Origin of the sequence: Kribbella sp. NPDC058693, assembly GCF_042715335.1 — a bacterium.
GTDB lineage: Bacteria > Actinomycetota > Actinomycetes > Propionibacteriales > Kribbellaceae > Kribbella > Kribbella jiaozuonensis.
The window spans coordinates 48722-75157 of the sequence record NZ_JBHXSQ010000008.1 but is presented as its reverse complement, the minus strand read 5'-3'; the positions used below and the strand labels follow the sequence as shown (position 1 = coordinate 75157).

Here is a 26436-nt window from a genome sequence, read left to right as displayed (position 1 = left end):
CGAGATCGTCGCACTGCAGCGACACATGATCCAGCATGCTTCACCGTACCGCCGTCGTACGCTGCGGAGCATGGCATCTGTGGTGGTTGCTGCGGTCCAAGCCGGATCCACGCTCTTCGACACGCCCGCGACGCTCGTGAAGGCGGAGCAGTACATCCGGGAGGCCGCCGCGGCCGGCGCTCGGTTGATCGTGCTGCCGGAGGCGTTCCTCGGCGGCTATCCGAAAGGCGCCGACTTCGGGATCACCGTCGGGTCGCGCTCTGCCGAGGGGCGTGAGCTGTTCCGGCGGTACCGCGAGGCCGCCGTACAACTGCACGGGCCGGAGACCGCGCGACTGGCCGAGCTGGCGACCGAGCTCGACGTGCATCTGGTCGCCGGAGTGATCGAACGCGATGGCGGGACGCTCTATTGCACGGCCGTGTTCGTCGACCCGCGAGACGGGTTGGTGGCGCATCACCGGAAGCTGATGCCGACCGCTGCCGAGCGGTACCTGTGGGGGCAGGGCGACGGCTCCACGATGCCTGCCGTCGCGACAGACCTCGGCGTTCTCGGGGCGGCGATCTGCTGGGAGAACTACATGCCGCTCTTCCGGCAGTCGATGTACGCCAAGTGTGTGCAGATCTGGTGCGCGCCCACCGTCGACGACCGCGACCAGTGGCAGGCAACCATGCGGCACGTCGCGCTCGAAGGCCGATGCTTCGTCATCAGCGCGAACCAGTACCTGACCGATGGCGACACCGTTCTCATCAACGGCGGCAGCACGATCATCTCCCCGCTGGGCGAGATCCTGGCCGGCCCGCTCCGCGGCGCGGAAGGCGTCCTGCTCGCGGAGCTGGATCTGGCCGAGCTGGACCGGGGGTACTTCGACTTCGATTCGGTCGGGCACTACGCGCGGCCGGACATCTTCACCCTGACCGTGGACGAGACGCCGCGCCACACCGTCGTACGCCGGGGCTGAGAGGTCCGGCGTACGACGGTCCGGGGCTACTTGGCGCCGGCGTTGGTCATCTGGCGGAGCTCCTTCTTCAGCTCGGAGATCTCGTCGCGGTAGCGGGCGGCGACCTCGAACTGGAGCTCGGCGGCGGCGTTGTGCATCTGGTCGGTGAGCTGCTGGATCAGGTCGGCCAGGTCCGACGACGGGAGACCACCGGCCAGCTCCTTCGCCTTCTCGCCGGCCTTCGCCTTGCCGCCGCCAGGAACCGGCGCCTTGCCGCGGGACTGGTTGCGGCCGGAGCCCAGCAGCTCGGCCGTGTCGGCGTCCTCGCGGGCGAGCATGTCGGTGATGTCGGCGATCTTCTTCCGCAGCGGCTGCGGGTCGACCCCGTGCGCCTCGTTGTACGCGATCTGCTTCGCGCGCCGCCGGTTGGTCTCGTCGATCGCCTGCTCCATCGACGGGGTGATCTTGTCGGCGTACATGAACACCTGGCCGGAGACGTTTCGCGCCGCACGGCCGATGGTCTGGATCAGCGACCGGCCCGAGCGCAGGAAGCCTTCCTTGTCCGCGTCGAGGATCGCGACCAGCGACACCTCCGGCAGGTCGAGGCCCTCACGCAGCAGGTTGATGCCGACGAGTACGTCGTACTCCCCCATCCGCAGCTCGCGGAGCAGCTCGACCCGGCGGAGCGTGTCGACCTCGCTGTGCAGGTACCTCGTCCGGATGCCCATCTCGAGCAGGTAGTCGGTGAGGTCCTCGGACATCTTCTTGGTCAGAGTGGTGACCAAGACCCGCTCGTTCCGCTCGACGCGGATGCGGATCTCGTGGATCAGGTCGTCGATCTGGCCCTTGGTCGGCTTCACGATCACCTCGGGGTCGACCAGACCGGTCGGCCGGATGATCTGCTCGACGAACCCGTCGGACTTGTCCTGCTCGTACTGCCCCGGAGTCGCGGACAGGTACACGGTCTGGCCGATCCGCTCCAGGAACTCCTCCCAGCGCAGCGGCCGGTTGTCCATCGCCGACGGCAGCCGGAACCCGTGCTCGACCAGGGTCCGCTTCCGGGACATGTCGCCCTCGTACATACCGCCGATCTGCGGGACGGTCACATGCGACTCGTCGATGACCAGCAGGAAGTCCTCGGGGAAGTAGTCCAGCAGACAGTGCGGCGCCGTCCCGGCCTCACGGCCGTCGGTGTGCCGCGAGTAGTTCTCGATACCCGAGCAGGTCCCGATCTGGCGCATCATCTCGATGTCGTACGTCGTCCGCATCCGCAGCCGCTGTGCCTCCAGCAGCTGCCCGTTGCGCTCGAGCTCGGCCAGCCGCTCCTCCAGCTCGGCCTCGATCGAGGTGATCGCGCGCTCCATCCGCTCCGGCGCGGTCACGTAGTGCGTGGCGGCGCCGATGTAGACCTCGTCCTCCTCGCTGATGACCTCGCCGGTCAGCGGGTGCAGCGTCATCACGCGCTCGATCTCGTCACCGAAGAACTCCACCCTGACGGCGAGCTCCTGGTACACCGGGAAGACCTCGAGGGTGTCGCCGCGGACCCTGAACGTGCCGCGGGTGCCGGCCAGGTCGTTACGCGCGTACTGCACGCCGACGAGCTTGCGGAGCAGGCCGTCGCGGTCCATCTCGGCGCCGACCTTCACGTGGATCATGCGGTTCAGGTACTCGTCGGCGGAGCCCAGGCCGTAGATGCAGGACACGGTCGCGACCACGACCACGTCGCGGCGGGTCAGCAGCGACCAGGTCGCGGAGTGGCGGAGGCGCTCGACCTCCTCGTTGATCGAGGAGTCCTTCTCGATGTAGGTGTCCGTCTGCGGTACGTACGCCTCGGGCTGGTAGTAGTCGTAGTACGACACGAAGTACTCGACGGCGTTGGCGGGGAAGAACTGGCGCAACTCGTTCGCGAACTGGGCGGCGAGCGTCTTGTTCGGCTGCAGGATCAGCATCGGGCGCTGGATCTTCTCGGCCAGCCAGGCGACGGTCGCGGTCTTACCCGTACCGGTGGCGCCGAGCAGTACGACGTCCTGCTCGCCGGCGTTGATCCGCCGCTCCAGGTCCGCGATCGCAGTGGGCTGGTCACCCGCAGGATCGAAATCCGACACCACCTTCAGCGGGGCGACCATACGCTGAAGATCCGAGACCTGTCTCATGCCCTCCACCGTACGGCCCGTCGCCGACAGTTTCTAAAAACCCCAGGTCAGAAGCTTTTCACGACACTGTTGTTCATGTAGATGAGCTCGTTGACGCGGCGCTGGTAGACCCGGGACTCCAGGGCGGCGTCGGTGGCGGTGACCCGGCCGAACTGGTCCTGGTAGGCGGTGACGAAGCCCTTCATCGCGATCTTCGCGCCGGTCTTGCCGACCCAGATGCCGGTGTACGAGAGCGCGTAGCAGGCCTTGATGTTCGGGTTGGACGGCTTGCAGACCACGCCGCTGCCGATCCGGACACCCTGCATGCTGTTCGACTCGATGTCGACCAGGTGCTCGGCGAAGCCCTTCGCGTTGTACAGCTCGGTCTGGCGGACCCAGTAGTACCCGTCGATCAGCCCGCGTGCACTGAACTGCTGCAGGATCCAGTTCTGCCCGGCGTACGTCTTGTCCGGGGACTTCAGCCAGCCCTTGGACGGGATGAACCAGATGCCCCAGCCGACCTCGACACCGGCGTCGTTCGATCCCTTGGAGTCGTTCGGCGTCGGAGTCGGCGACGGCGTGTACAGCGTGCCGACCGGGTCCGGCGTCTGCTGACTGACCGGCTTGTCCTTCCCGCTGCCGTTCACCAGCAGCACCACACCGGTAGCGACCAGCAGCACCGCGACGATCGCGCCGGCCATGATGATCCACGCCGTACGGTTCGACTTCGGCGGCTGGTGCGGCCGCTGCGGCCCCGGCCCCCAGCCACCGGGCGCCGGACCGCCCGGGCGCGCCTGCGGCGCCGTACTCCAACCACCAGGAGCGGGAGCAGGTGCGGGCGGCGGGCCCGGGGGCGGACCGTACTGCTGACTCATAGCGTTTCCTCGCGGTAGTTCCGGTGGTTCGTCACAGGCTGTCGATCACGGACTTCTTCATGATCGCGGCGTCCGCCTCGGCCTTCTGGGCGAAGTCGACCCGGGTCCGGAAGTCCAGTGCGGTGACCACGTTGTCCTTGCGCCGGTACACCTCGACCGAGCCCTGGACCTTCACGTCCACGCCGTTCTCCTTGGCCGTGGAGGTGTAGTCGATCGCGACGCACTCCACCAAGACGTCCTTCGGGCACGGCAGGTTCCGTACGTTGCCGAGCTGCGCGACCTCTTCCTGCGTCTCGCCCTCGACGATCCCGAGCAGGTACGCGTTCGCGGTGACGTTCTGCTTCTGCCGCACCCACAGGAACGCCCGCGCGTGCACGCTGTCGTTCGGCGGGTACGTCGCGACCTGCTTGCCCTGCGTCTCCTTGGTGAACAGGCTCCAGCCCTGCACCGGGACGATCGAGACACCGAACCCGACCGGGATCGCGTTCGGCGGCGGCTGGTACGACGTCTTCGGCGCGGTCGGCGTACCGACCGGCGTACTCGGCGTGGGATCGGCCTTGTCGTCGCCGCCGCCGGACAGCAGCACCAGCGCGACGGCCACCAGCGCGACCACGATCAGGCCGGCGCCGACCGGGATCAGCAGCGGCGGGATCCGGAAGCCACGCTTCTTCTCCGGCGGCGGGCGGCGCAGCGACGGCGGGCCGACGTTCTCACCCCACGCCGACGACGTCTCCGTGGCCGGACCCGGTCCGGGACCTGGCCCCGGACCGGGTGCACCGCCGTCACCCCAGGGCGACGGCGGTGGTGGCACCTCGAGGTTCCACGGCGACGGCGGGAGCTGTTCCTCCGGCTCGACGTCGTCCGCGTCCGGCCCGGGCTGGTTGACCCAGGGGTTGCTGCTGGAACCCTTGTCGCGCTTTCCGCTCACTGACTCTTGACCACCGACAGCAGCATGGCGTCCGAATCCGTCCGGATCGACGACACCTTGTCCTTACGCCCGTACACCCGCACGATCGTGATCACGCCGTCGTTGCGCTCGATCACGCCGACGAACCCGACCACCGGCAGGCTGCCGTTCTGGCTGCTCGAGATCGCGTCGAAGTTCTGGGTGGTGACGACCTTGACCGTGGTCTTGTCGTCCGGACCCGGCTTGGTCACCTTCGGGTCGCCGGTCTTCACCGAGGACAGGTCCTTGGTCTCGGCGTTCAGCAGCTTGGGCAGCACCGTGTCGGTGTTCTCACCGGGCCCGGCCTTCCAGGCGTTCACCATGAAGTACGCCTCGCCCTGCTTCAGCAGGTACACGCCGTCGAACCCGTCCAGGCTCTTGCGGATGTAGCCCGGCTGAGGCTTCACGTACACGCCCTGGCCGACCTCGATGCCCTCGTCGACATTCGTCGGCTCGGTGCTCTGGCCGGTCGTCGGCTGGGTCGTCGGTGTGGGGCTCGGGTCGGCCGTCTTGTCGTCGCCGCCCTTGAAGACGAGCGCCAGTACGACGCCGATGACCGCGACCACGGCGAACGCACCGCCGGCGATCAGCAGGGTCTTGCTGCCACCGCTCTTGCGCCGCGGCTGCTGGTAGCCGGGGTACTGCTGCTGACCGGGGTACTGCTGCTGACCCGGGTACTGCTGCTGGCCGGGGTAGCCCTGCTGCTGTTGGTACTGCTGCTGCTGCCCCGGGAAGGTCTGCTGCGGCTGACCCTGCTGCGGGTACGGCGCCTGACCAGGCTGACCGGGCTGCCCCGGCTGGCCGTAGCCGGGCGGCGGACCTTGCGGCGGACGCCCGTACCCAGGCGGCGGCTGCTGCCCATAACCAGGCTGACCCTGCGGCGGCTGCCCGTACCCGGGCTGCTGCTGCCCATAACCCGGCTGACCAGGCTGACCCTGCGGCTGACCCGGGGGCCGGCCCGGCTGGCCTCCGTACGGCTGCTGGTTGCCCTGGCCGCCGCCGTACGGCGGCTGCTGGTTGCTCATGCCTGCGTCTCCCCAGTCGTCGCGGCGGTCGGTGCTGTCACCCCGCGAGCGGACTTCGGCACGGAACGCACCGAGTTGCCGCAGGCGGAGCAGAAGTCGGACTGCGGAAGCAGCGGCATCTCACAGCGCGAGCAGAACGCCAGGTCGCCCGACGCGTGGTTGGAACCACCCCGCGCGGCCGACTCGAGCGCAGCCTCGAGCAGCCCCTTGTGGAGCACGGTCCGCACCCGGATGATCAGCGCGCCGAGCAGCAGCAGGCCCCAGACCACACCGAGGACCGAACCGATCGTCGAGCCGTGTCCGCCGACGAAACCGAGCAGGTAGACACCGCCCTGGAAGAGCGCGTTCACCGCCATCGCCTGGAGCAGACCGGCCACCCAGCGGGGCGTGAACCCGTCGTACCCCTCGCCGAGGCCGGAGAACTCCGCACCGGCCAGACCGGTCGCCGAGCCGTACACCAGCGGCTTGATGAAGCCGTGCAGCAGCACGATCGAGATCCACGTGCCCGCACTGCTGCCCGGACCGGCGAAGCCGCCGCTGATCCAGCCCCAGTGCAGCACCAGCGTCTCGAAGCAGGCGTACCCGACACCGGCGACCACACCGAACGTGAAGCCGTCCATCAGGTCGTCGTATCGCGGCCGCGAGGCCAGGTAGAGCGGGCCGATCTGCCGGATCAGCTCCGACACCACCGGCACCAGCAGGAGCAGGATCAGCAGGTCCCGCCCGGACGGACCGGCGCTGTTGCCGCCGATCGTGTCCAGCGAGAGCGCCAGCTTGTCCTTCCACAGCCAGGTGAAGACGGCCGCGAGTACGCCGGTCAGCACGAAGGCCGCGGCGACCACCGGGATCGGCTCGTCCTCCCAGAGGTTCACGTCGTACAAGTAGATGATGTAGACGATCGGGATGGCGAAGGCCGCGATCATGATCGCCACCGGGAGCGCGCCGAGCGCGGCCGTCACCACGGTCAGCAGCAGGGCGATGCCGAGCGCGACCTTGTAGGTGTACGGCTGCTGGCCGGAGCCCTGGGGCATGATCGTCGAGACCAGTTTGAACGACGCCACCGGCTCATCGGGCCTGGCGGCGTACGCCTTCTTGCGCTCGGCATCCCCGGTACGCATGTCGTTGCCACAGTGGTGGCAGAAATGCGAGACCTCGGGGACGTCAGAGCTGCAGCGCGGACACACCACGCCATCCTCCCTACTTCGGACGTCCGGACCGGCGCGGGGCGCGCCGTCGGTGGCCGGCCTGCAGGAGTCACCCCGGGCCGGACCGGGACAGATTCTTGTACAGCCGGTCCCGGATTCATCATTTACCGCGCGAGGGTCACCTTTTCGTGTCCGGACCGTGGCCTGTGAGTTGTTCCCACACCTGGTCGATGCGGCGGTCCAGTTCGGCGAGACTGCCGGAGTTGTCCACCACCACGTCCGCGGCCGCGAGCCGGTCCTCCCGGGACGCCTGGCTGGCGATCCGCTGCTTCGCTTCCGCGTCAGTCATCCCGCGTTGTGCGGTCAGCCGCTCGACCTGCACCTCGACCGGTACGTCGACCACGAGTACGACGTCGAACCTGCCGGCCTGGCCGGTCTCCACCAGCAGCGGGATGTCGTGCACCACGATCGCGTCCTCGGGCGACTCGTGCTCGATCTCGGCCGCCCGCGCGCGAACCCGCGGGTGGACGATCGCCTCCAGCTTCCGCCGGGCGGTCTCGTAGCCGAACACGATCTTCCCCAGCGCCGGCCGGTCCAGGTCCCCGTCGGCCGTCAGTACGCCGGAACCGAACGCCGCGACCACCTCGTCAAGCCCGTCGGTCCCCCGCGCGACCACCTCCCGAGCCAGTACGTCGGAGTCGATCACGACCGCGCCCCGCTCGGCCAGCCGCGACGAGACGGCACTCTTCCCGGCCCCGATCCCGCCAGTCAGTCCTACTCTCAGCACCCCAGCACCCTATCCACGGGCCTAGCATGGCTTATGGGGTGGTGGCGACGGCGTCAGGATGCGCAGGAGCTGAGACACGTCCGGGTGATGGCCGAGGAGGACGTGGTCCAGTTCGGGGAGGAGCTGGCTCGGCTCGGTGAGCTGCTGGAGGGCAGTGCGCTCGATGCGGAGACGCGGCACGACTACCAGACCGCGCTGGATGCGTACGAGACCGCCGAGCGGCTGGTCGACCGGCTCAGCTCGTTCGAGGCGATCAGTGCGATCGTCGACACGCTGACGGCGGGGCGCTACGCGCTGGCGTGTGTTCGCGCGCGGGTCGCGGGCGATCCGCTACCGGAACGCCGTACGCCGTGCTTCTTCAACCCACAGCACGGCCCGGCCGCACGCGACGTCGTCTGGACCCCACGCAGCGGCCCGACCCGCAAGGTACCGGCGTGCGCGCAAGACGCGGCCCGCATCCAGGCAGGCGAGGACCCGCCAGTCCGCCTGGTCCGCTACGGCGAACAGCAGGTGCCGGCCTGGGAAGCCGGCGCCCCGAACGAGCCCTACCGCATCGGCTTCTTCTCCGCCAGCGGCGCCCGAGCCCACGTAATGGAACTAAAAATGCGCCTAAAAGGCGAAGGCCGAGGCCAATGGGGCACCGACCTAGGCAAACCCCGCATCCGCCGCCCGTACGACTGAAAGAACAAAGACAATAACCAACAAACAAAACAAAGAAAACAAAAGATAGAGAGGGAGTGGGTGCCTGGCTGAGCTCGGCTTTCCGATCACAGTTGGAGGTCGGAACAGGCATCCACCGGCTGGCTGGAACAAACAGGGCGGTTCGAGAGTGGCAGCCGATTGCGGCGCGGGTGTGAAGCAAGGCCGACCGCCACCGGACCACCGGACCAGCCAGGCACCCAACTCCCCACTCCATATTTCTTGATCTCTTCTTGTTGCTGTTCTTTCTTTGTTTCTGAATGGCCCCTGAACGTACGAGACCCCCGCACCCAGGAGGGTGCGGGGGTCTCGAAGGGTTTAGCTAACTGATCAGCCCTGGCCGGTCAGTTTTTCGCGGAGGGCCTGGAGGGCCTCGTCGGAGGCGAGGGCGCCTTCGACGGGGGCGTCGTCCTTCGGGGCAGCAGCGGAGGAGTACGTCGATGCCTCGCCGGCCTCGACGTCTGCCGTCTTGGCGTCCTCGATCTGCTTCTTGTGGGCCTCCCAGCGCGTGTGGGCCTCGGCGTACTGCCGCTCCCACTCCTCACGCTGCGCGTCGAAGCCCTCGAGCCACTCGCCCGTCTCCGGGTCGAAGCCCTCGGGGTAGATGTAGTTGCCCTGGTCGTCGTACGTCGCCGTCATGCCGTAGAGCGTCGGGTCGAAGTCGTCCGAGACCGGGTCCACACCCTCGTTCGCCTGCTTGAGCGACAGCGAGATCCGGCGCCGCTCCAGGTCGATGTCGATGATCTTGACCATGACGTCGTCGTTGACCTGGACGACCTGCTCCGGGATCTCGACGTGCCGCTCGGCCAGCTCGGAGATGTGCACCAGACCCTCGATGCCCTCCTCCACGCGGACGAACGCACCGAACGGAACCAGCTTGGTGACCTTGCCGGGCACGATCTGGCCCATCTGGTGGGTCCGGGCGAACTGCTGCCACGGGTCTTCCTGGGTCGCCTTCAGCGACAGCGAGACACGCTCGCGGTCCATGTCGACGTCCAGCACCTCGACGGTGACCTCCTGGCCGACCTCGACGACCTCGGTCGGGTGGTCGATGTGCTTCCAGGACAGCTCCGAGACGTGCACCAGACCGTCGACGCCGCCGAGGTCCACGAACGCACCGAAGTTGACGATCGAGGAGACGACACCCTTGCGGATCTGGCCCTTCTGCAGCTGGGTGAGGAAGTTCATCCGCACCTCGGACTGCGTCTGCTCCAGCCACGCCCGGCGGGACAGGACCACGTTGTTGCGGTTCTTGTCCAGCTCGATGATCTTGGCCTCGATCTCCTGGCCGACGTACGGCTGGAGGTCGCGGACCCGGCGCATCTCGACGAGCGAGGCCGGCAGGAAGCCACGGAGGCCGATGTCGAGGATGAGTCCACCCTTGACGACCTCGATGACGGTGCCGGTGACGACGCCGTCCTCTTCCTTGATCTTCTCGATCGTGCCCCAGGCCTTCTCGTACTGGGCGCGCTTCTTCGAGAGGATCAGACGGCCTTCCTTGTCCTCCTTCTGGAGAACCAGGGCCTCGACGTGATCGCCGACGTTGACGACCTCGTTCGGGTCGACGTCGTGCTTGATCGACAGCTCGCGGGAGGGGATCACGCCTTCGGTCTTGTAACCGATGTCGAGCAGGACCTCGTCCCGGTCGACCTTGACGATGGTGCCCTCGACGATGTCGCCGTCGTTGAAGTACTTGATGGTCTGATCGATCGCCGCGAGGAAGTCTTCCTCCGACCCGATGTCATTGACCGCTACCTGCGGGGTGTTGCGCACTGCGGGGTCGAGGGGAGCCTCGATGCTGGCCGTCATGTGGTGGGTTGCTCCGTGGACTGGTGGTGTCGTGCGGTTGCGTCATGAACCTTTGGATCGCACCAAACCGCGGGATTGCCTGAAGACGACAGATTCACCACCGACTGCTGCGAGTCACGAGCCTGCTCGGTCCGAGGTCGCGCGGGCCCATAGCGCATCTGACAGAATACCGGTCTTTACGAAGGCAGCACAACCTGGGGCACCCGGTGCCTACCGAGCGCCTGCCGAGGTCTCTCCACATGCCATTGACCTCAGAGTACGACCTCCAGGTCCGGACGGCCTGCGGAGAGGTGTCCGGTGTCCGCCATTCGGAAGACCAGCCGGTGCGCCGCGGCGGCGACCTCATGCCGCGGCGTCCGCGCGGCGAGGTCCAGCAGCGCCCACAGATCCGCCGCCCGGCCGAGATCGACCAGCCGGTCGGATCCCAGCAGACCAGTCCCCCGCAGTACGTCGAGCACCGGCCGGGCCAGCACCGGATCCGTGCAGAACCGCAGCAGGTTGCCCAGATCGGCGTACGGCGAGCCGGCGTGGGCGAACTCCCAGTCGATCAGCCCGGTGATCCGGACCGTCTCCGGGTCCACCAGCAGGTTCTTCGGGTTGAAGTCGCTGTGCACGAGGCAGAACCGGTCGACGCCCTCGGCCAGCAGGTCCTCGGCGTCCATGAACACGCTCTCCAGACCCTCCCGCTGCGCCGGCGTCATCCCGAGGTCCAGGCTGTCGAGGTACTGCTCCAGGTCCCCGCGGAGCGGCTCGATCCCGAGGTCCCCGTCCCGGAACAGCCCGAAGGAGCGGAACGGCATCCCGCTCAACCGCGCGAGCAGCTCGCCCAACTGCTGCCCGACGTACCGCCGCTCGTCCTCCCCGGCCGTCGCCAGGTAGACCTCCAGGTTCACGCCCGGCAACCTCTCGGTCAGCAGGTACGGCGGATCGTCCGGCGCGCCCTCCCGCTTCACGTCGAGCACCCGCGGTACCGGGAGCAATCCACGCACCAGCTGGAGCAGTGCGGCATCCACAGCCGCCCGCGCGGGGTCCTTCACATACAGCTTCAGTACGGCGTCCTCACCGCCCGCACTGACCGCGTAGGTCTGGCCCTGGTAACCGCCTGGCAACGGAACGGCACTAGCGGCGAAGTCGCTCATGGTTTCGACACTAGAGTGTGCGGGGTGAACAGGCCGGTACGGGTGGAACTGACCGAGGTGGAGACCTCGCGGGCCAGTCGTACCTACTGGGACTCGGCAGCTGACGAGTACCTGGAGGAGCACGGCGACTTCCTCGGCGACGACCGGTTCATCTGGTCTCCCGAGGGTGTGGACGAGGAGTCCGCCCAGCTGCTCGGTCCGGTCAAGGGCAAGCGGATCCTCGAGGTCGGCTGCGGCGCGGCCCAGTGCTCCCGCTGGCTCGTCGGCCAGGGCGCCGATGTGGTTGCCTTCGACATCTCTCTCGAACAGCTCCGTGTCGCCAAGGACCTGGACGCCCAGACCGGTACGTCGGTCCGCACCGTCGCGGCAGACGCGGTAGCCCTTCCGTACGCCGACAGCACCTTCGACATCGCCTGCTCCGCCTTCGGCGCACTGCCTTTCGTCGCCGATGTCGGTACGGCGGTCCGCGAGCTGGCCCGCGTGCTGCGACCAGGCGGTCTGCTCGTCTTCTCGGTGACCCACCCGTTCCGCTGGACGATGCCCGACGACCCCTCGCCGGCGGGCCTGCGCATCACCCACTCGTACTTCGACCGCACGCCGTACGTCGAGGTCGACGACTCCGGTACGCCGGTGTATGCCGAGCATCACCGCACCACCGGCGACTGGATCCGCGAGCTGACCGGCGCCGGCTTCGTCGTCGACGACCTGCTCGAGCCGGAGTGGCCAGCCGGACACGAGTTGGTCTGGGGCGGCTGGGGACCCGAACGCGGACCGCTCGTACCCGGCACTGCCATCTGGACCGCGCACAAGGCGCCGAGCGCATGACCCGATTCCCAGCAGTCGACGGGCTGCGAGCGATCGCCGCGCTCGCAGTGGTGACCGCGCAGGTCGGCCTGCAGACACATGCGCCGCTCGCCGGTGTCGTGTCCCGGCTGGACGTCGGCTGGGCGATCTTCTGTGCGATCTCCGGCTTCCTGCTCTACCGGCCGCACGTCGTCGCATGGTTCTCGGCCACCGAGCCGCCGCTCACGCTGCCCTACCTGCGCGCCCGTGCCCTGCGGATCCTCCCCGCGCTGCTGATCACCATCGTGCTGTCGATCGCCTTCGTTCCCCATCCGGCGACGGCGTACCTCCGGTGGGCCGTCCTGACTCCACTCCCCTTCTACCTGCTCCTCCCCGGCCTGGGCCGACTTCTGACCGGCTACGAGCGACCGACCCGCCGCAGTGTCCGCTGGCGGCTCCTAGTGCTGGTCGCGCTGACCGTGCTCGGCCCGGTGTGGATGGCAGCAGTCACGGCAACCGATCACCCGCAGGCAGGCCTCTGGCTACCCGGGTACCTCGGCTGGTTCGCGGTCGGCATGGGTCTGGCGCTCTGGCAGGTCGCCCGCGCCACAGGTCGCCTCGGACCCTCCGCACTCGACACTCTGACCAGAGTCCCTGGAACGCTCTGGGGCATCGCCGCAGCGCTGCTCCTGATCTCCGCGACCCCGCTCGCGGGACCGTACGACCACTCTGCGCCCACGCCGGCGCAGGCACTGCTCAAGGGCCTGCTCTACACCGCAGTCGTCGCATGCGCGCTCTTCCCGATCCTGACGCCCTCGGCGAGGACAGTCCGCGTGCTGGGTGGTCGCCCGGCGCAGATCGGTTCGCGGCTGTCGTACGGCGTGGTGGTGTACGGATTCGTCGTACTGGGAGTGATGCGCGGGCCGTTCGCGGTACAGCTGCTGGTGACGCTGGTGGGTGCGGTCGTGCTGGCCGCCGCAAGTTACCGCCTGATCGAGCGGCCGGTCCTGCGTTTCGGGAAGAACACTGCGGTGGCTAGGACTGCCAGCAGTGTGACCAGTCCGAGCAGCAGCCCGGCGCGGTAGCTCCGAGCCGGCATGAAGCTGGCCGTGACGACCTGCTCGGGTCCAGCCGGCAGTACCCAACCCTGCTGCCAGCCGCCGATCCGGATCGGCGTCAGCTTGTGGCCGGTGCTGTCGTACGCCTCCCAGCCCGCGTTGTAGTTCTGCGCGACCGCCAGTACCGACTGCTCGTCGGCGTCCGGCACCTCGACCGTCAGCTCCGCCGGGTTCGGACGCCAGACGTCCACACCCTGCACCGGCGTCACGGACACATCGCCGAACCCGGCCTTGACCATCGTCGTCTCGATCGGAACGACCCCACCACCTGCGAGCACCTCGACGCGGTGACTCCCGGACCGCAGCGACACCGACGTCGCACCACACAGGCTGAACGGCACAGGCCGCCGCTGCAGCAGGTCCCGCATCGTCGCCGCGACCTGAGTCGTCGCAGCTACACCGTCGATGCGCACCACAGGCCCGTTCCCGCAGTACGACGGGACACGCCGGTCCGGATCGACTGCCTTGCGCAGCTCGTCCGCACCGAGCACGGCGACCTCTGTGACCCCGACCGGACTCCGATGAGCGTCCTGCAACGGCTTCGTCGCGGTGAAGTCGACCTTGATCGTCTGCGCGTGCCGCGCCGCGAACCGGACGTACCCGTCGGCGTCGACCGCGGCCCTCAGAGGTGCACTGCCGTCGAAGTGGAGCGCGACCTCGGCCGGCCGCGAGCCGTCCAGGTAGGTGTCGGACTGGAAGCGCAGCCCGCTCACATCCCTTGCCGCAGGCAACTTCAGGGTCAGGCTCGGCTTCGGATCATCCGGATCCGCCTGCCAACTCGTCCCGGGGTCGCGGTCGACCGCTGCCCCCGGCCGCCCCTCCGGCGCCGTGACGGCCCGCGAGGACGCGGTAGCGGTGATCGCGCCGGCCACCGGCAACAGCCGCTCCAGTGCCTCGCCGTCCTTCGGCAACGCCGTACCCCGCAGCTCGTACGACGCGGCCTGCGGCAACCGCACAGTCCGGGAGAGACCACGCGGTTCATCAGCAGCCTGATCCTGGCTGCACAACGCCCGTACCCCGAGGTGCAGACAGCCAGACCGCCCGATCTCCTGACTCCGCAGCACGACCGCACTCGGCTGCTGATCGACTGCCTGGCTCGCATCGGTATCGATCAACGGCAGCCCGTCAAGCCTGTTGTCCTCACGCAGTACTGCGCTCCCACTCCCGCCGAGCGCCGTCACAACAGTCGGTACGTCGTCAGCCGTACCGTCGACCGCCACAAGCCGGGACCGCGGGATCAGCCGCCCTGGCGTGGTCGCGCCGACGTCGTAGATCTCCACGCTCGGGTACGCGATCCGGGTCGGCCCGCCGGGACCGAAGTACGCGACTCGTCCGATGCCGGCGTCGGCCAGGCTCTCGTGGATCGCGAGCGTGTCCGCCAGGTCATTGCGTACGACGACGTACCGGACGCCGTCGTGGTTGAGCTCCTGCCGCAGCGTCTGGTCGCCGACACCGGAGTCGACGCGGCGCCGCACGTCATCCGTCAGCGCGGCCATCGGTCGCTTGACCAATGCCGTGAGCGGCTCTGTCGTGGTGGACAGGAGCAGCACACTGCCCGGGGCAGACTGATCGTCCAGCCACGCTGCCGCGGCATTCCAGTGCGCCGGGATCGCTGCGGATGCACCGTCCGGTCGCAGCAGGACCACGGGCGCAGCTGCAGCGACGGCCAGGCACGCGACCACGGCCGGTACGACGCGGCGGCTAACGCCTCGGGACACGGACACATTGGCCAGGCGGCGCAGGTAGTGCGCTCCGGCGACTGCGAGCGGCACTCCGACGACCACACCGATCACCGGCAGCCAGCGCGGGCCTGGCGGCGCAGCGCCGTCCTGGAACAGCAACGCGAGCGGCACCAGCCACCAGACAGACGCGGCCACCACAAAGCCGAGCCAACCGAGTGCGAGCCTCAGCTTCCGGTGGCTGACCAGCCAGATCGCCGGTACGACGAGCGTCGCCGCACCTGCGACCGGGTCTGCGCCACCGATCAGCGCGAACGCCAGAGCCGACCAACTGGCGCGCCACCAGCCGGAGCGGACGCGGGGCGAGACGAGTGGCAGCAAGATCCACGGAGCCATGGCCATCGGCCACACCTCGATCGGGAACTCGCCGAACACGCGCGGCACGAGCGCGTAGAGCAGTGCGACCGCGAAACGGGTCCACGGCACGCCGTACTCCAGGACGCTGCAGAGCTTCCAGATGCCGAGGAAGGCGACGCACAGGACCAACGACCACCAGAGCCGCTGGGTGATCCAGTCCGGAACTGACAGCGCGTCCAGCAGCCAGTGGAACGGCCCGATCGGCAGCAGGTAGCCGAAGGCGTCGCTCTGCACCTGGCCGAAGGCAGTGTGCGGGTCCCACAAGTGCAGAGCTCGCGAGAGGAACCGGCCAGGCGCCGCGGTCAGCTCGATCCTGCTGTCCGCAAGGATCTTGCCCGGAGCCTGCTGAAAGCACAGCGCCACCAGAGCCAGGCAGCCCAGCACGAGCCGAGCTCGCCAGACCACCTGCTCCGAACTACCTGCTTTCAGCCTCCCCACCGGCGGGACATTAACGGATCCGGCGGCTTCCGGACGGCATCGTTGCCGTACCGTGAGGTCGGCAATATCACCCCACCGATCTGAGGCAGCGCAGTATGACGTCGGGCACCACCCAACCGCAGGCGCCGCGCAGTGCCTTCCTGCGCAGCGCCACCGTGGTCGCAGTCGCGATGGCGATCATGAATCTGGCCGCATACGGGTTCACGCTGATCGGTTCGCGCCTGCTGATGCCGGAGGAGTTCGGAGCGATCACCGCTCTCCTCGGTCTGCTGCTGATCGGCAACGTCGCCTCACTCGGTCTGCAGGCCGCAGGTGCTCGCCAGCTCGCCACGCACACCGGCGACGGCGCGGCCGCGCTGGCCGACGCGATGCTGCGCGCAGGCCGCCGATCCGCTCTGGGACTCACTGCGCTCTGCCTCGTACTGACGCCGCTGTTCATGTGGCTGCTCCACATCGACTCGGTCGTCGCGATCCTGCTGCTCGCTCCGACGCTGGGCGGCCTCACGCTGATGGGTTCGCAGCTCGGCGTACTGCAGGGCAGCAAGCGCTGGACAGAACTGGCCGCGGTCTACTTCTCCACCGGCGTCGGTCGACTGGTGCTCGGCGGCGGTGCACTGCTGATCCACCCGTCGCTCGACTGGGCCATGGCCGGTCTCGCGCTCGGCGCCGCCGTACCGGCCCTGCTGGGACAGTTCTTCCTCCGCGGATCGACCGGCTCGACCAAGCAGCAGGTCAAGGACGTACTGCGGGAGTCCGTGCACGGCACCCACACGCTGCTCGCATTCTTCGCGCTCGCGAACGCGGACGTGCTCTTCGCCCGTGCCCTGCTCGACGAGAAGGACAGCGGGTACTACGCGGCCGGTCTGATCATTGCGAAGGCCTGTCTGTTCCTGCCGCAGTTCGTCATCGTGCTGGTGTTCCCGTCGCTTGCCAACTCCCCCGGCGACACGGTCCGGCTCCGGCGCGCGATCATGGCCGTCGCGGGCCTCGGTGTCTGCGCGGTCGTCGGCACGTTGATCCTGCCCGGCATCGTCGTCGAAGTGATCGGCGGCAAGGAGAAGTACGCGCCACTCGGCCCGTACACCTGGCTGTTCGCAGTCTCCGGCTCCGCGTACGCCGTACTCCAACTCGTCGTGTACGCCGCGATCGCGCAGCAGGAGAAGCGCGCGGCGCTGCTGATCTGGATCGGCCTCGTCGTACTCGCGGTGGCGGCCGGGATCGTCCTCGGCGCCGGCATCGCCACCGGCCTGAACGGCGTGAAGGTGCTGGTCGCAATGACCAGCACCTGCGCGCTCCTGCTCTCCGCCGCCCTGGCGACCGGACTCCACCGCCAGGCCGGCGACTAGCTCACCACAGGCTGGACTTCGCGAACCGGCGGGCGAAGGTGTTCGCCAGCACCAGCAGGACCAACCCGATCACCGATCTGAAGAGCCCGATCGCCGTCGCATAGCTGAACTGCGGTACTGCCGACGCCAGACCGATCTTGTAGACGTACGTGTCGATCACCTCCGCCACGTCGAGGTTCAGGCTGTTCTGCATCAGCAGCACCTTCTCGAACCCGACGGACAGGATCCTGCCGATGTCCAGGATCAGCAGGATCACCGCCACCGGCACGATCGCCGGCAGGTCGATGTGCCAGATCCGCCGCAACCGCGACGCCCCGTCCACGATCGCCGCCTCGTGCAGCTCCGGCGGCACGCTGGTCAGCGCGGCCAGGTAGATGATCGCGGCGAACCCCATCGTCTGCCACGCCCCGGACCACACGTAGAGGTGCCGGAACATCCCGGAGTCACCCATCACGTTGGCCGGACCGAACCCGAACAAGCCGATGAACTTGTTGGTCACGCCGGTGTTCGGGCTGGTCAGTACGACGAGCAGACCCACCACGACGACCGTCGAGATGAAGTGCGGCGCGTAGGTGATCAGCTGCGACGCGCGGCTGAACCACTTCTTCCGGACTGTGTTCAGGCAGAGCGCGAGAATGATCGGCAGCGGGAACGTCGCCACCAGTTCGTAGACGTGCAGGTACACGGTGTTCTTGATCAGCCGCCAGAACTGGTACGACTCGACGAACCGGTGGAAGTACTTCATCCCGGCCCACGGGCTGCCCCAGATCCCCTGCACCACGTTGTAGTCCTTGAACGCGATGATCACGCCGTACATCGGCCAGTAGGCGAAGATCGCCAGCCAGATCAGCGGCAGCGCGAGCATCGCGTACAGCTGCCAGTTGCGGCGCATCCGCAGCCCCAGGCCGACCGCGTTCTTCGCGCTCCGGGTCCGCTTGTGGGTGGCGGACCGGACGGTCGAGCGGGCTTCTGTCGAGGTCGCCATCGGCTATCCCTTCAAGGAGCCGACCATGGCTCCCTTGACGAAGTGCTTCTGCACGAACGGGTAGACCAGCAGCGGCGGGATCATCCCGATCACGATCAGCGAGTACTTCAGCTGCTGCTGCAACTCCTGCATCTGCAACAGCTTGCTGGTGTCCTGCATCTGTGACGGGTCGACCTTGGACTGGATCAGGATCTGCCGGAGCACGACCTGCAGCGGGAAGAGATGCTCGTTGGTCAGGTAGATCAGCGCATTGAAGAACGAGTTCCACTGCCCGACCGCGTAGAACAACAGGTTCACCGCGATGATCGGCTTGCTCAGCGGCAGCACCACCCGCCAGAAGAAGCTGAAGTCGCTGCAGCCGTCCACCTTCCCGGCCTCGACCAGCTCCTCGGGGATCGTCACCATGAAATAGGTCCGGGTGATGATCACGTTCCAGACCGCCAGCGCGGTCGGCAGGATGATCGCCCAGCGCGTGTTCAGCAGTCCGAGCTGATCCACCACCAGGTACGTCGGGATCAGTCCGCCGTTGAACATCATCGTGAACACGAACGCGCCCATGATGATGCCCTTGCCCGGCAGACCCTTCCGCGACAACGGGTACGCCGCGAGCAGGGTCAATACCGTCGCCACCAGCGCGCCGGCGACCGCGTAGTACACCGAGTTGCCGAAACTGCTGACGATCGCCTTGTAGTCGAAGATCGCCCGGTAGGCGTCCAGCGTGAACCCGACCGGCCACAGCCAGACCTCGCCGGCCGACACCTTCCTGGTGTTGCTGACCGAGGCGCTGAGGACGTAGACGAGCGGATACAGGATCGCCAGGCAGAACAGACCCAGCGCCGTGTAGATACACGCCATCGCGATCTTGTCGCCGCGGGTGTCCTGGATCGAAGAGCCGACCGCCAGCCGCGTCTCGTCCGGCGGCAGAGTCCCGGCGCTCATCCGTTGTAGGTCTCGTAGGCGGCCTGCTGCAGCTCGAGATACGGCTTCACACCGATCTTGCTGACCCGGTCCTTGTAGTCGTTCCAGGCGCCGTCGTCGTTCGGGTCGAGCTGCCCGGTGAGGAACTTCGCGAACGACTGGTTCACCTCACCTTTGAGGTTGGTCCGCAGCTCGGCCTCCTGCGCGGCCTGGTCCTCATCCAGCGTCACCGGCGGGAACTGCATCTCCTGCGGCTGCTTGAGCGGGAAGAACCGCTCCTTGGTCTGCTCGTACAGCGGCTTCTCGAAGGTGAGGTCGCCAGGCACCACCCGCTCGCCCAGCCGGAAGTCCTGCGAGCGGTACATCGGGTTGTCCTGGCCCCAGTTGAGATTCTTCTGCGAGTTCCACGTCGCGTCGAAGCCGTAGACCGCCTGCTTGCCGTTGATCCCCAGGTCGCCCTTCTTCGCCCAGGCGAACTTCGGGCCGCCGTACCCGCGCAGAATCGCCTCCAGCTCGTACTGCGCGTCGGCCCACTGGACCAGCAGATCCGGCTTGGCGCACTTCTTGGTGATCACCAGGTGCGCGACCTCGACGCCGACGGTGAGGTAGTCCCAGGCGGCGTACTGGACGCCGTTCGGGCCCTTCAGCGGCGGGCAGGCCTCGTACTGACGCCAGCGGGCGTTCGGGTCCTTCTGGTCGATGTCGAGGAAGTTGCCCCAGTAGTTCGACCGGGCGCCGCCGATCAGCGGCTTGCCCGGCGCGTTGCCGTACCGCTTCAACTGGTCGCCGTCGGCGGTGAAGACGTCCCGGCTCATCAGGCCTTCCTTGTAGAGGCCGTTCACGTACTTCAGGCCCTCGCGCCACTCGTCCTTGTCGAACGCGACGTCGACCTTGCCGTCCTTGACCACCAGCCACGGCTCGCCCGGATCGTAGAGGAAGGCGTTCATGAAGAACGGGTCGATCGGAGCCTCGTTGTAGCCGGCGAACGGGATGGTCTTGCCGTTGCCGGCCAGGTCGGCCTTCTTGAACGCACGCAGTACTTCGCGGAACTCGTCGGTCGTCTTCGGCATCGCGAGGCCGACCTGCTTGATCCAGTCGACGTTCAGCCAGGCGCGGCCGTCGATGGCCCGGCAGTGGAAGCAGTCGTTGATCCCCGGGAACGAGTAGATCTTCTTGTCCGGCGCCTGGATCAGCTTGCGGGTCTCCGGGTAGTCCTTCATCGCCTGCTGCAGGTTCAGCGCGTAGGCGTCGAGGTGCTGACCGACGTCGGTGAACAGTCCCTGCGCGCCGTACAGGAAGAGCTGGGAGCGGGTGAACGCGATCCCGAGGAACGCGTCCGGGATGTCGCCGGCCGCGATCATCGCGTTGACCTTGGTCATCACGTCGTCGTCGGTGCCGCCGATCTGGCTCCACTCGATGTGCACACCGGTCTTCTGCTCGAGCCACTTCGTGAACGCGTTGGTCTTCCAGTCGCCGATCGTCACGTCCTGCTGGACGACGATCTTGAACGTGACCTTCTCGGTGGTGAGCGGTTTCAGCGTGCGGGCGACCGGCCCGACGTACCCCTCCGGGTACTGCACGGTGGTCAGCTTCGGGCCGAGCGTCACGCTCGGAGCGGCCTCACCGGCACCTGCGGCCGCGGCGCCGGCGTTGCTCTTGCCGCTGCACCCGCTGAGCAGGCCGCCGCCGGCAGTCGCCGCGGTCAGGCCGAGTGCTCCCGCGATCAATGATCGACGGCTGACTCCAGGGCGCGCGTCATCGTTCGGCATGGTTCCTCCTGGCGGCTGGTCGGAACAAAAGACGAAATATCCGAGAGCGATATCCGATAGGATCTCGGATCTTTGCCCCGGAGAATGACATAGAAAGCGCTTGCACGGAAGACCTCGACGAGCACTGACCGAGATCGGTCCATCACTGTCGGTATCTTGCGCGGCAAGCGCTTACCGCTTGCGCTGGAGGATCCAACTTTCTTGCGTCAAGAAACCCATGCCGGGCCGTTCTATAGGGTGCTGGGCATGCCGACACCGAAGTTCATCCTCGACCTGCGCGAGAAGATCGGCCACGACCTGCTGTGGCTGACCGGCGTCACCGCCGTGGTCCTGGACGAGCACGAACAGGTCCTGTTGGTACGGCGTGCCGACAACGGCCGCTGGAGCCTGGTATCCGGCATCCTCGAGCCCGGCGAGCAGCCGGCTGTCGGCCTGATCCGCGAGATCCAGGAGGAGACCGCCGTCGAGGCCGAGACCGTGCGCCTGGTCAGTTTCGAGTCGCTCCCGCCGGCCAGCTACCCGAACGGCGACCAGGTCCAGTTCCTCGACCTGTGCTTCCGCTGCCGCCCGCTCCGCGGTGAGCCGCGCGTCAACGACGACGAGTCACTCGACGTCCGCTGGTGGCCGCTGAACGACCTGCCCGAGCTGACGGACCGGGAACGGGCGTCCATCAAGAACGCCCTCTCCCCCGATCCGACGCCGGTGTATCTGACCGCGTAGACGAGCTAGTGGGCGGCTTCGTGCCAGGTGCGGCCGACGCCGACTGAGACGTCCAGCGGGACGGCCATCTCGACCGCGTGGCCCATGTCGTGGCGGACCAGCTCTTCGAGCGCCTCGCGTTCGCCGGGGGCGATCTCGAAGACCAGTTCGTCGTGGACCTGGAGGAGCATCCGCGACTTCAGGTCGGACTCGCGCAGCGACGCATCGACCTTGAGCATGGCCATCTTGATCACGTCGGCGGCCGAGCCCTGGATCGGGGCGTTCAGCGCCATCCGCTCGGCCATCTCGCGGCGCTGGCGGTTGTCGCTGGTCAGGTCCGGCAGGTAGCGCCGGCGGCCCAGGATCGTCTCGGTGTACCCGGTCTTGCCGGCGTCGATCACGATCGAGCGCAGGTAGTCCCGCACGCCGCCGAAGCCCTCGAAGTACTCGTCCATCAGGCCCTTGGCCTCGTCGACGCCGATCTTCAGCTGCTGACTCAACCCGTACGCCGACAGGCCGTACGCCAGGCCGTAGTTCATCGCCTTGATCTTGGCGCGCTGCTCCTGCGTCACGTCGCCCGGCTCGACCGAGAACACCCGGGACGCGGTCACCGAGTGGAAGTCCATCCCGGAGTTGAACGCGTCGATCAGGCCCTGGTCCTTCGACACGTGCGCCATGATCCGCATCTCGATCTGGCTGTAGTCCGCCGACATCAGCGACTCGTTGCCCTCGCCGACGATGAAGGCCTGCCGGATCCGGCGGCCCTCCTCGGTCCGGATCGGGATGTTCTGCAGGTTCGGGTCGGTCGAGCTGAGCCGCCCGGTCGCCGCGATCGTCTGGTTGAACGTCGTGTGGATCCGGCCGTCGCGCGGGCTGATCGTCTTCAGCAGGCCCTCGACCGTCTGCCGCAGCCGGGTCGCGTCCCGATGCGCCAGCAGGTACGCCAGGAAGGGGTGCTCGGTCTTCTCGAACAGCGCCTGCAGCGAGTCCGCGTCCGTGGTGTACCCGGTCTTGGTCCGCTTCGTCTTCGGCATCTGCAGCTCGTCGAACAACACCACCTGCAGCTGCTTCGGCGACCCGAGGTTGATCTCCTTACCGATCACCTCGTACGCCGAGGTCGCGGCCTCCCGCACTCCGGTCGCGAACCGCTCCTCGAGCTGCTCCAGGTACGGCCGGTCGACCGCGATGCCGTCACGCTCCATCGCGGCGATCACCTGGATCAACGGCAGCTCGACGTCCGCGAGCAGCGGAGTACCGGCCTGCTTCTCGAGCTCGATGTCGAGCGTGTCGGCGAGATCGGCGATCGCGCGGGCACGCAGCATCGTGTGGTCCGCGGCCGGTCCGCCCTCGACGTCGTCGAAGCTGAGCTGGCCGTTGTCGGCCTCCTCGTTGCGCAGCTCGCGCTTGAGGTACCGCACGGTCAGGTCGGCGAGATCGTACGCACGCTGGTCCGGACGGACCAGGTACGCGCTGAGCTGGGTGTCCGAGCTCAGGCCGCCGAGCGTCCAGCCGCGCTCCAGGAAGCCGAGGAGCGGACCGTTCACATCGTGCAGCGCCTTCGGCTGCTTCTCGTCGGCGAGCCAGGTCTTCCACGCGGCCTCGTCGTCGGGCGTCATCATCGTCGGGTCGAACCAGGCCGCCGCGCCGGACGTGTTCGCCAGCGCGAGCCCGGTGATCTGGCCGGTCCCGCCGCCCCAGCTGCCCTGCACCGCGACGCCGACGCGCTCGCCCGTGCTCACGTGCTCCTTGAGCCAGGCCGCCACCTCGCCCGGCTTCAGCTGCGCGCCCTCCAGCTCGAACCCGTGGTCGACGGTCGCGTCGACCTCTTCGTGTTCGGCGACGAGCCGCTCCCGCAGTACCCGGAACTCCAGGCTGTCGAACAGCGTGTGCACCTTGTCCCGGTCCCACGGTGTCCGGGCCAGGTCGTCCACGACGACGTCGAGGGTCAGGTCGCGGACCAGCTCGTTGATCTGCCGGTTCCGGATCACGTCGGCGAGGTGCTCACGCAGCGACTCGCCGGCCTTGCCCTTGATCTCGTTGACCCGGTCGACCACGTCGTTCAGCGAGCCGAACTGGTTCAGCCACTTGGCCGCGGTCTTCGGACCCACGCCGGGCACGCCCGGCAGGTTGTCGCTCTGCTCCCCCACCAGCGCGGCCAGATCCGGATACAGCCGCGGGGGCACGCCGTACTTCTCCTCGATCGCGGCCGGGTCCATCCGGGCGATCTCGGACACGCCGCGCTTCGGGTAGAGCACTGTGACGTCGTCGCTGACCAGCTGGAACGCGTCCCGGTCACCGCTGCTGATCAGCACCTCGAAGCCCTGCTCGGACGCCTGCGTGGCGAGCGTGGCGATGATGTCGTCGGCCTCCCAGCCGTCGATCTCCGTGGTCGGGATCCGGAGTGCCTCCAGCACCTCCTTGACCAGCGAGACCTGCCCCTTGAACTCGTCCGGCGACTTGGACCGGCCCGCCTTGTACTCCGCGTACTGCTCGGAGCGGAAGGTCTTGCGGGACACGTCGAAGGCCACGCAGATATGCGTCGGCTGCTCGTCGCGGAGCATGTTGATCAGCATCGAGGTGAACCCGTACACCGCGTTGGTGTGCTGCCCGGTGGTCGTGGAGAAGTTCTCCACCGGGAGCGCGTAGAACGCCCGGTACGCCAGCGAGTGCCCGTCCAGCAGCAGGATCCGCGGTCGCCCGGTGCCCGGGGTCGCGGTGTCCTTTGTCATCGTCGAGGTGTCGGTATCTGGAGCCACACACCGACTCTAGTGGGTCCCGTGGACAGTTCTGACACACTGCTTCCGTGACAGATGAAACGAACCTCGGACCGGGTATGGGCATGGAGGGCACGCTCCTCCAGCTGATGGGAATCGTTGTCAGCGAAGCGTCACCCGAGCGGGTGGTCGCCACGATGCCCGTCAAGGGCAACACGCAGCCGTACGGCCTGCTCCACGGCGGCGCGTCCTGCGTCCTGGCCGAGAGCCTCGGCTCGATCGGCTCCGCGCTGCACGCGGCGACGTACGGGAAGGTCGCGGTCGGTGTCGACATCAACGCGACCCATCACCGGGCGGTCCGCGAGGGAGTGGTCACCGGGGTCGCGACCCCGATCTACCTCGGCCGGACGACGACGTCGTACGAAGTGATCGTCACCGACGAGCGGGACAAGCGGGTCTGCACCGCGCGGATCACTTGCCAGCTGATTCAGGCTCCGCCGGGGAGCTGACCACGGCGCCGCCCACCGTGCCGCCCACCGAGCCGCCTACGGTGCCGCTGAGCTGGGCGCGGCGGGCGAACGCGGACCGGCGGGACGAGAGCAGGGCCAGCAGGTTCGGCGCGTGCTCGGCGGCGAGCCGGCGACGGACCGTGTGCGTGTTCGCGAACCGCAGTACGCCGGCCTGGCCGAGACCGAGCCGGGCCAGGAACCGGTTCGCCTCGCGGGCGATCGCGGGGGCGACGACGGCGAGGTGGGCGCAGCTCTCGTGCTCGGCCCAGGCGACCGCCTCGGCGATCAGGGCCTTGCCGAGGCCGTGCCGGCGGGCGGTGTCGCTGACGTGCAGGTACTCGACCGTGACCGTGGTGTCGTCGTGCAGCGGGCTGACGGCGGTCTTGCGCAGGTAGGCCATGCCGTGGATGTCGCCGTCCAGCTCGCCCACCAGCAGCCGGCCGAACGGATTGTCCACATGCTTGCTGACGGCAACCTCGGCGGCGGCGGTCGACGGCGGCGCGGGCAACCGGGACGGCAGCCCGGCGGTGGTCAGCTCACGCCACAACGCGACCAGGGCGCCGGCATCACCCACGCGTGCGTCCCTCACCTCGATGGCTGCCACCACAGCGACCTCCTGGGTCCGGTCCACCCCCGAGGTGAACGGACGGGCCGATACGCTCGTCCTCGCGCAACAGTAGGCCCTCGGGGGTCACATGCAAAGCTGACCAGAGCTGTCCGGAGGGACCAGTTTGTTCATCGGAATCGGGACCGTCGTGAACGTCGCGACAGTGCTCGTCGGTTCGGTACTCGGCGTACTCGTCGGACACCGGCTCAGTCACCGCACCAGGGACCTGGTCACCGATGCGATCGGCCTGGTCACGCTGCTGATCGCGATCTCCTCGGCACTCACCGTCGGCGACAAGGCGCTCAGCGACGCGGTCGGTGACAGCGCCCCGGTGCTGATCGTGCTGGGCGCGATGCTGATCGGCGGGATCACCGGCTCGCTGCTGCACATCGAGGAACGGCTGGAAGGTTTCGGCGCCTGGATGCAGCGCCGGTTCGACCGCGGCGAGGGGCAGAGCACGTTCGTCGAAGGGTTCGTCTCGGCGTCGATGGTGTTCTGCGTCGGGCCGCTGACGTTCCTCGGTTCGCTGTCCGACGGGCTCGGCCGCGGCGCGGATCAGCTGTATCTGAAGGCGGTTCTCGACGGCTTCACCTCGATCGCCTTCGCCGCGTCGTTCGGCTGGGGCGTGGCGGCGTCGGCTCTCGTCGTCCTCGTCGTCCAGGGATCGATGACGGCTGTGGGGGCGGTGCTGGGCGATGTACTGCCCGATGCTCATGTGACCGCACTCGGCGCGACCGGCGGCGTGATGCTGATCGGCGTGGCGCTCAGACTGCTGAAACTGAAGCAGGTAGCGGTCGCCGACCTGCTACCCGCGTTGATCGTGGCGCCGCTGCTGGTTCAGTTGCTCGTTTTGATACGCCACTGGAACACCACCGACGAAACCACAGGACTCGCCGCGATAGGCCCTAAGGGCCGAGTGGGTGAACAACAAAAAGCAGCCCGGGCCCGACAACACGCAGA

The 26436-nt window shown here is 67.8% G+C and carries 22 protein-coding genes; 8 read left to right on the top strand and 14 right to left on the bottom strand.

Annotation, left to right across the window (positions count from 1 at the left end):
• Window positions 1-70 precede the first annotated feature (70 nt).
• Window positions 71-958, top strand: coding sequence for a nitrilase-related carbon-nitrogen hydrolase (locus tag ACFWUU_RS40200; RefSeq protein ID WP_380183915.1), 888 nt, complete (start codon window positions 71-73; stop codon window positions 956-958).
• 26 nt (window positions 959-984) lie between these two features.
• Here the strand turns inward: ACFWUU_RS40200 and uvrB are convergent, their stop codons facing one another.
• From uvrB to coaE, 6 genes are all read right to left on the bottom strand, one after another.
• Window positions 985-3090 carry an excinuclease ABC subunit UvrB gene (gene uvrB / locus ACFWUU_RS40195; protein ID WP_380183913.1) on the bottom strand — a complete coding sequence of 702 codons (2106 nt, stop codon included), beginning with the start codon at window positions 3088-3090 and terminating at the stop codon, window positions 985-987.
• A gap of 47 nt (window positions 3091-3137) precedes the next feature.
• Window positions 3138-3944 carry a hypothetical protein gene (locus tag ACFWUU_RS40190; protein ID WP_380183910.1) on the bottom strand — a complete coding sequence of 269 codons (807 nt, stop codon included), beginning with the start codon at window positions 3942-3944 and terminating at the stop codon, window positions 3138-3140.
• Window positions 3945-3975: 31 nt separating this feature from the next.
• Entirely contained in the window at window positions 3976-4872 is an 897-nt protein-coding gene (locus tag ACFWUU_RS40185) for a hypothetical protein (protein WP_380183907.1), read from the bottom strand.
• Window positions 4869-5915 (bottom strand): hypothetical protein, encoded by a 1047-nt coding sequence (locus ACFWUU_RS40180; RefSeq protein ID WP_380183905.1) that lies wholly within the window; start codon window positions 5913-5915, stop codon window positions 4869-4871. Before ACFWUU_RS40180 ends, ACFWUU_RS40185 begins: the two co-directional genes overlap by 4 nt.
• The gene (locus tag ACFWUU_RS40175) at window positions 5912-7033 is read right to left on the bottom strand and encodes a PrsW family glutamic-type intramembrane protease (RefSeq protein ID WP_233714733.1); all 1122 of its coding nucleotides are present in this window, start codon (window positions 7031-7033) and stop codon (window positions 5912-5914) included. Before ACFWUU_RS40175 ends, ACFWUU_RS40180 begins: the two co-directional genes overlap by 4 nt.
• A 205-nt stretch (window positions 7034-7238) precedes the next feature.
• Window positions 7239-7847, bottom strand: a complete 609-nt coding sequence (coaE, locus tag ACFWUU_RS40170; RefSeq protein WP_380183903.1) for a dephospho-CoA kinase — start codon at window positions 7845-7847, stop codon at window positions 7239-7241.
• A gap of 33 nt (window positions 7848-7880) precedes the next feature.
• Here coaE and ACFWUU_RS40165 point away from each other — a divergent pair, with 33 nt between their 5' ends.
• Window positions 7881-8528, top strand: a complete 648-nt coding sequence (locus ACFWUU_RS40165; protein ID WP_380183901.1) for a hypothetical protein — start codon at window positions 7881-7883, stop codon at window positions 8526-8528.
• A 348-nt stretch (window positions 8529-8876) separates the two neighbouring features.
• Here the strand turns inward: ACFWUU_RS40165 and rpsA are convergent, their stop codons facing one another.
• Together rpsA and ACFWUU_RS40155 are read right to left on the bottom strand one after the other, a co-directional pair.
• On the bottom strand, window positions 8877-10355 hold the full coding sequence (gene rpsA / locus ACFWUU_RS40160; RefSeq protein ID WP_131293342.1) for a 30S ribosomal protein S1: 1479 nt from the start codon (window positions 10353-10355) through the stop codon (window positions 8877-8879).
• 251 nt (window positions 10356-10606) lie between these two features.
• Window positions 10607-11494, bottom strand: coding sequence for a phosphotransferase family protein (locus ACFWUU_RS40155; protein ID WP_380183899.1), 888 nt, complete (start codon window positions 11492-11494; stop codon window positions 10607-10609).
• 24 nt (window positions 11495-11518) lie between these two features.
• On the opposite strand from ACFWUU_RS40155, the gene ACFWUU_RS40150 reads away from it, so the two are divergent.
• Both ACFWUU_RS40150 and ACFWUU_RS40145 read left to right on the top strand, forming a co-directional pair.
• On the top strand, window positions 11519-12319 hold the full coding sequence (locus tag ACFWUU_RS40150; RefSeq protein WP_380183897.1) for a class I SAM-dependent methyltransferase: 801 nt from the start codon (window positions 11519-11521) through the stop codon (window positions 12317-12319).
• The gene (locus ACFWUU_RS40145; RefSeq protein WP_380183895.1) at window positions 12316-13362 is read left to right on the top strand and encodes an acyltransferase family protein; all 1047 of its coding nucleotides are present in this window, start codon (window positions 12316-12318) and stop codon (window positions 13360-13362) included. The genes ACFWUU_RS40150 and ACFWUU_RS40145 overlap by 4 nt, the downstream gene beginning before the upstream one ends.
• Here the strand turns inward: ACFWUU_RS40145 and ACFWUU_RS40140 are convergent.
• A complete protein-coding gene (locus ACFWUU_RS40140) occupies window positions 13260-15929 on the bottom strand; it encodes an alpha-(1->3)-arabinofuranosyltransferase family protein (protein WP_380183893.1) in 2670 nt (889 codons plus the stop codon). The two genes, ACFWUU_RS40145 and ACFWUU_RS40140, sit on opposite strands and share 103 nt — an antisense overlap.
• 95 nt (window positions 15930-16024) lie before the next feature.
• On the opposite strand from ACFWUU_RS40140, the gene ACFWUU_RS40135 reads away from it, so the two are divergent.
• Entirely contained in the window at window positions 16025-17275 is a 1251-nt protein-coding gene (locus tag ACFWUU_RS40135) for an oligosaccharide flippase family protein (protein WP_380183891.1), read from the top strand.
• Window position 17276: 1 nt separating this feature from the next.
• Here the strand turns inward: ACFWUU_RS40135 and ACFWUU_RS40130 are convergent, their stop codons facing one another.
• From ACFWUU_RS40130 to ACFWUU_RS40120, 3 genes are read right to left on the bottom strand one after another with little or no spacing between them, the layout of a single operon-like run.
• Entirely contained in the window at window positions 17277-18260 is a 984-nt protein-coding gene (locus ACFWUU_RS40130; RefSeq protein WP_137254717.1) for a sugar ABC transporter permease, read from the bottom strand.
• Window positions 18261-18263: 3 nt separating this feature from the next.
• Window positions 18264-19199: a carbohydrate ABC transporter permease gene (locus ACFWUU_RS40125; RefSeq protein WP_137254716.1), complete on the bottom strand. Its 936-nt coding sequence runs from the start codon at window positions 19197-19199 to the stop codon at window positions 18264-18266.
• Window positions 19196-20947: a hypothetical protein gene (locus ACFWUU_RS40120; RefSeq protein ID WP_380183889.1), complete on the bottom strand. Its 1752-nt coding sequence runs from the start codon at window positions 20945-20947 to the stop codon at window positions 19196-19198. The genes ACFWUU_RS40125 and ACFWUU_RS40120 overlap by 4 nt, the downstream gene beginning before the upstream one ends.
• A gap of 246 nt (window positions 20948-21193) precedes the next feature.
• Here ACFWUU_RS40120 and ACFWUU_RS40115 point away from each other — a divergent pair, with 246 nt between their 5' ends.
• Window positions 21194-21667, top strand: coding sequence for an NUDIX domain-containing protein (locus tag ACFWUU_RS40115; RefSeq protein WP_380183887.1), 474 nt, complete (start codon window positions 21194-21196; stop codon window positions 21665-21667).
• Between the two features lie 5 nt (window positions 21668-21672).
• On the opposite strand, the gene polA is transcribed toward ACFWUU_RS40115, so the two are convergent.
• The gene (gene polA / locus ACFWUU_RS40110) at window positions 21673-24375 is read right to left on the bottom strand and encodes a DNA polymerase I (protein WP_380183939.1); all 2703 of its coding nucleotides are present in this window, start codon (window positions 24373-24375) and stop codon (window positions 21673-21675) included.
• 104 nt (window positions 24376-24479) lie between these two features.
• Here polA and ACFWUU_RS40105 point away from each other — a divergent pair, with 104 nt between their 5' ends.
• Window positions 24480-24869 (top strand): hotdog fold thioesterase, encoded by a 390-nt coding sequence (locus ACFWUU_RS40105; protein WP_134103949.1) that lies wholly within the window; start codon window positions 24480-24482, stop codon window positions 24867-24869.
• Here ACFWUU_RS40105 and ACFWUU_RS40100 read toward each other — a convergent pair.
• A complete protein-coding gene (locus ACFWUU_RS40100) occupies window positions 24832-25473 on the bottom strand; it encodes a GNAT family N-acetyltransferase (protein WP_380183885.1) in 642 nt (213 codons plus the stop codon). The two genes, ACFWUU_RS40105 and ACFWUU_RS40100, sit on opposite strands and share 38 nt — an antisense overlap.
• A 127-nt stretch (window positions 25474-25600) precedes the next feature.
• Between ACFWUU_RS40100 and ACFWUU_RS40095 the strand changes: the two genes are divergently transcribed.
• Window positions 25601-26436: DUF554 domain-containing protein (locus ACFWUU_RS40095; protein ID WP_380183883.1), on the top strand; the 836-nt coding region annotated here is incomplete at its 3' end.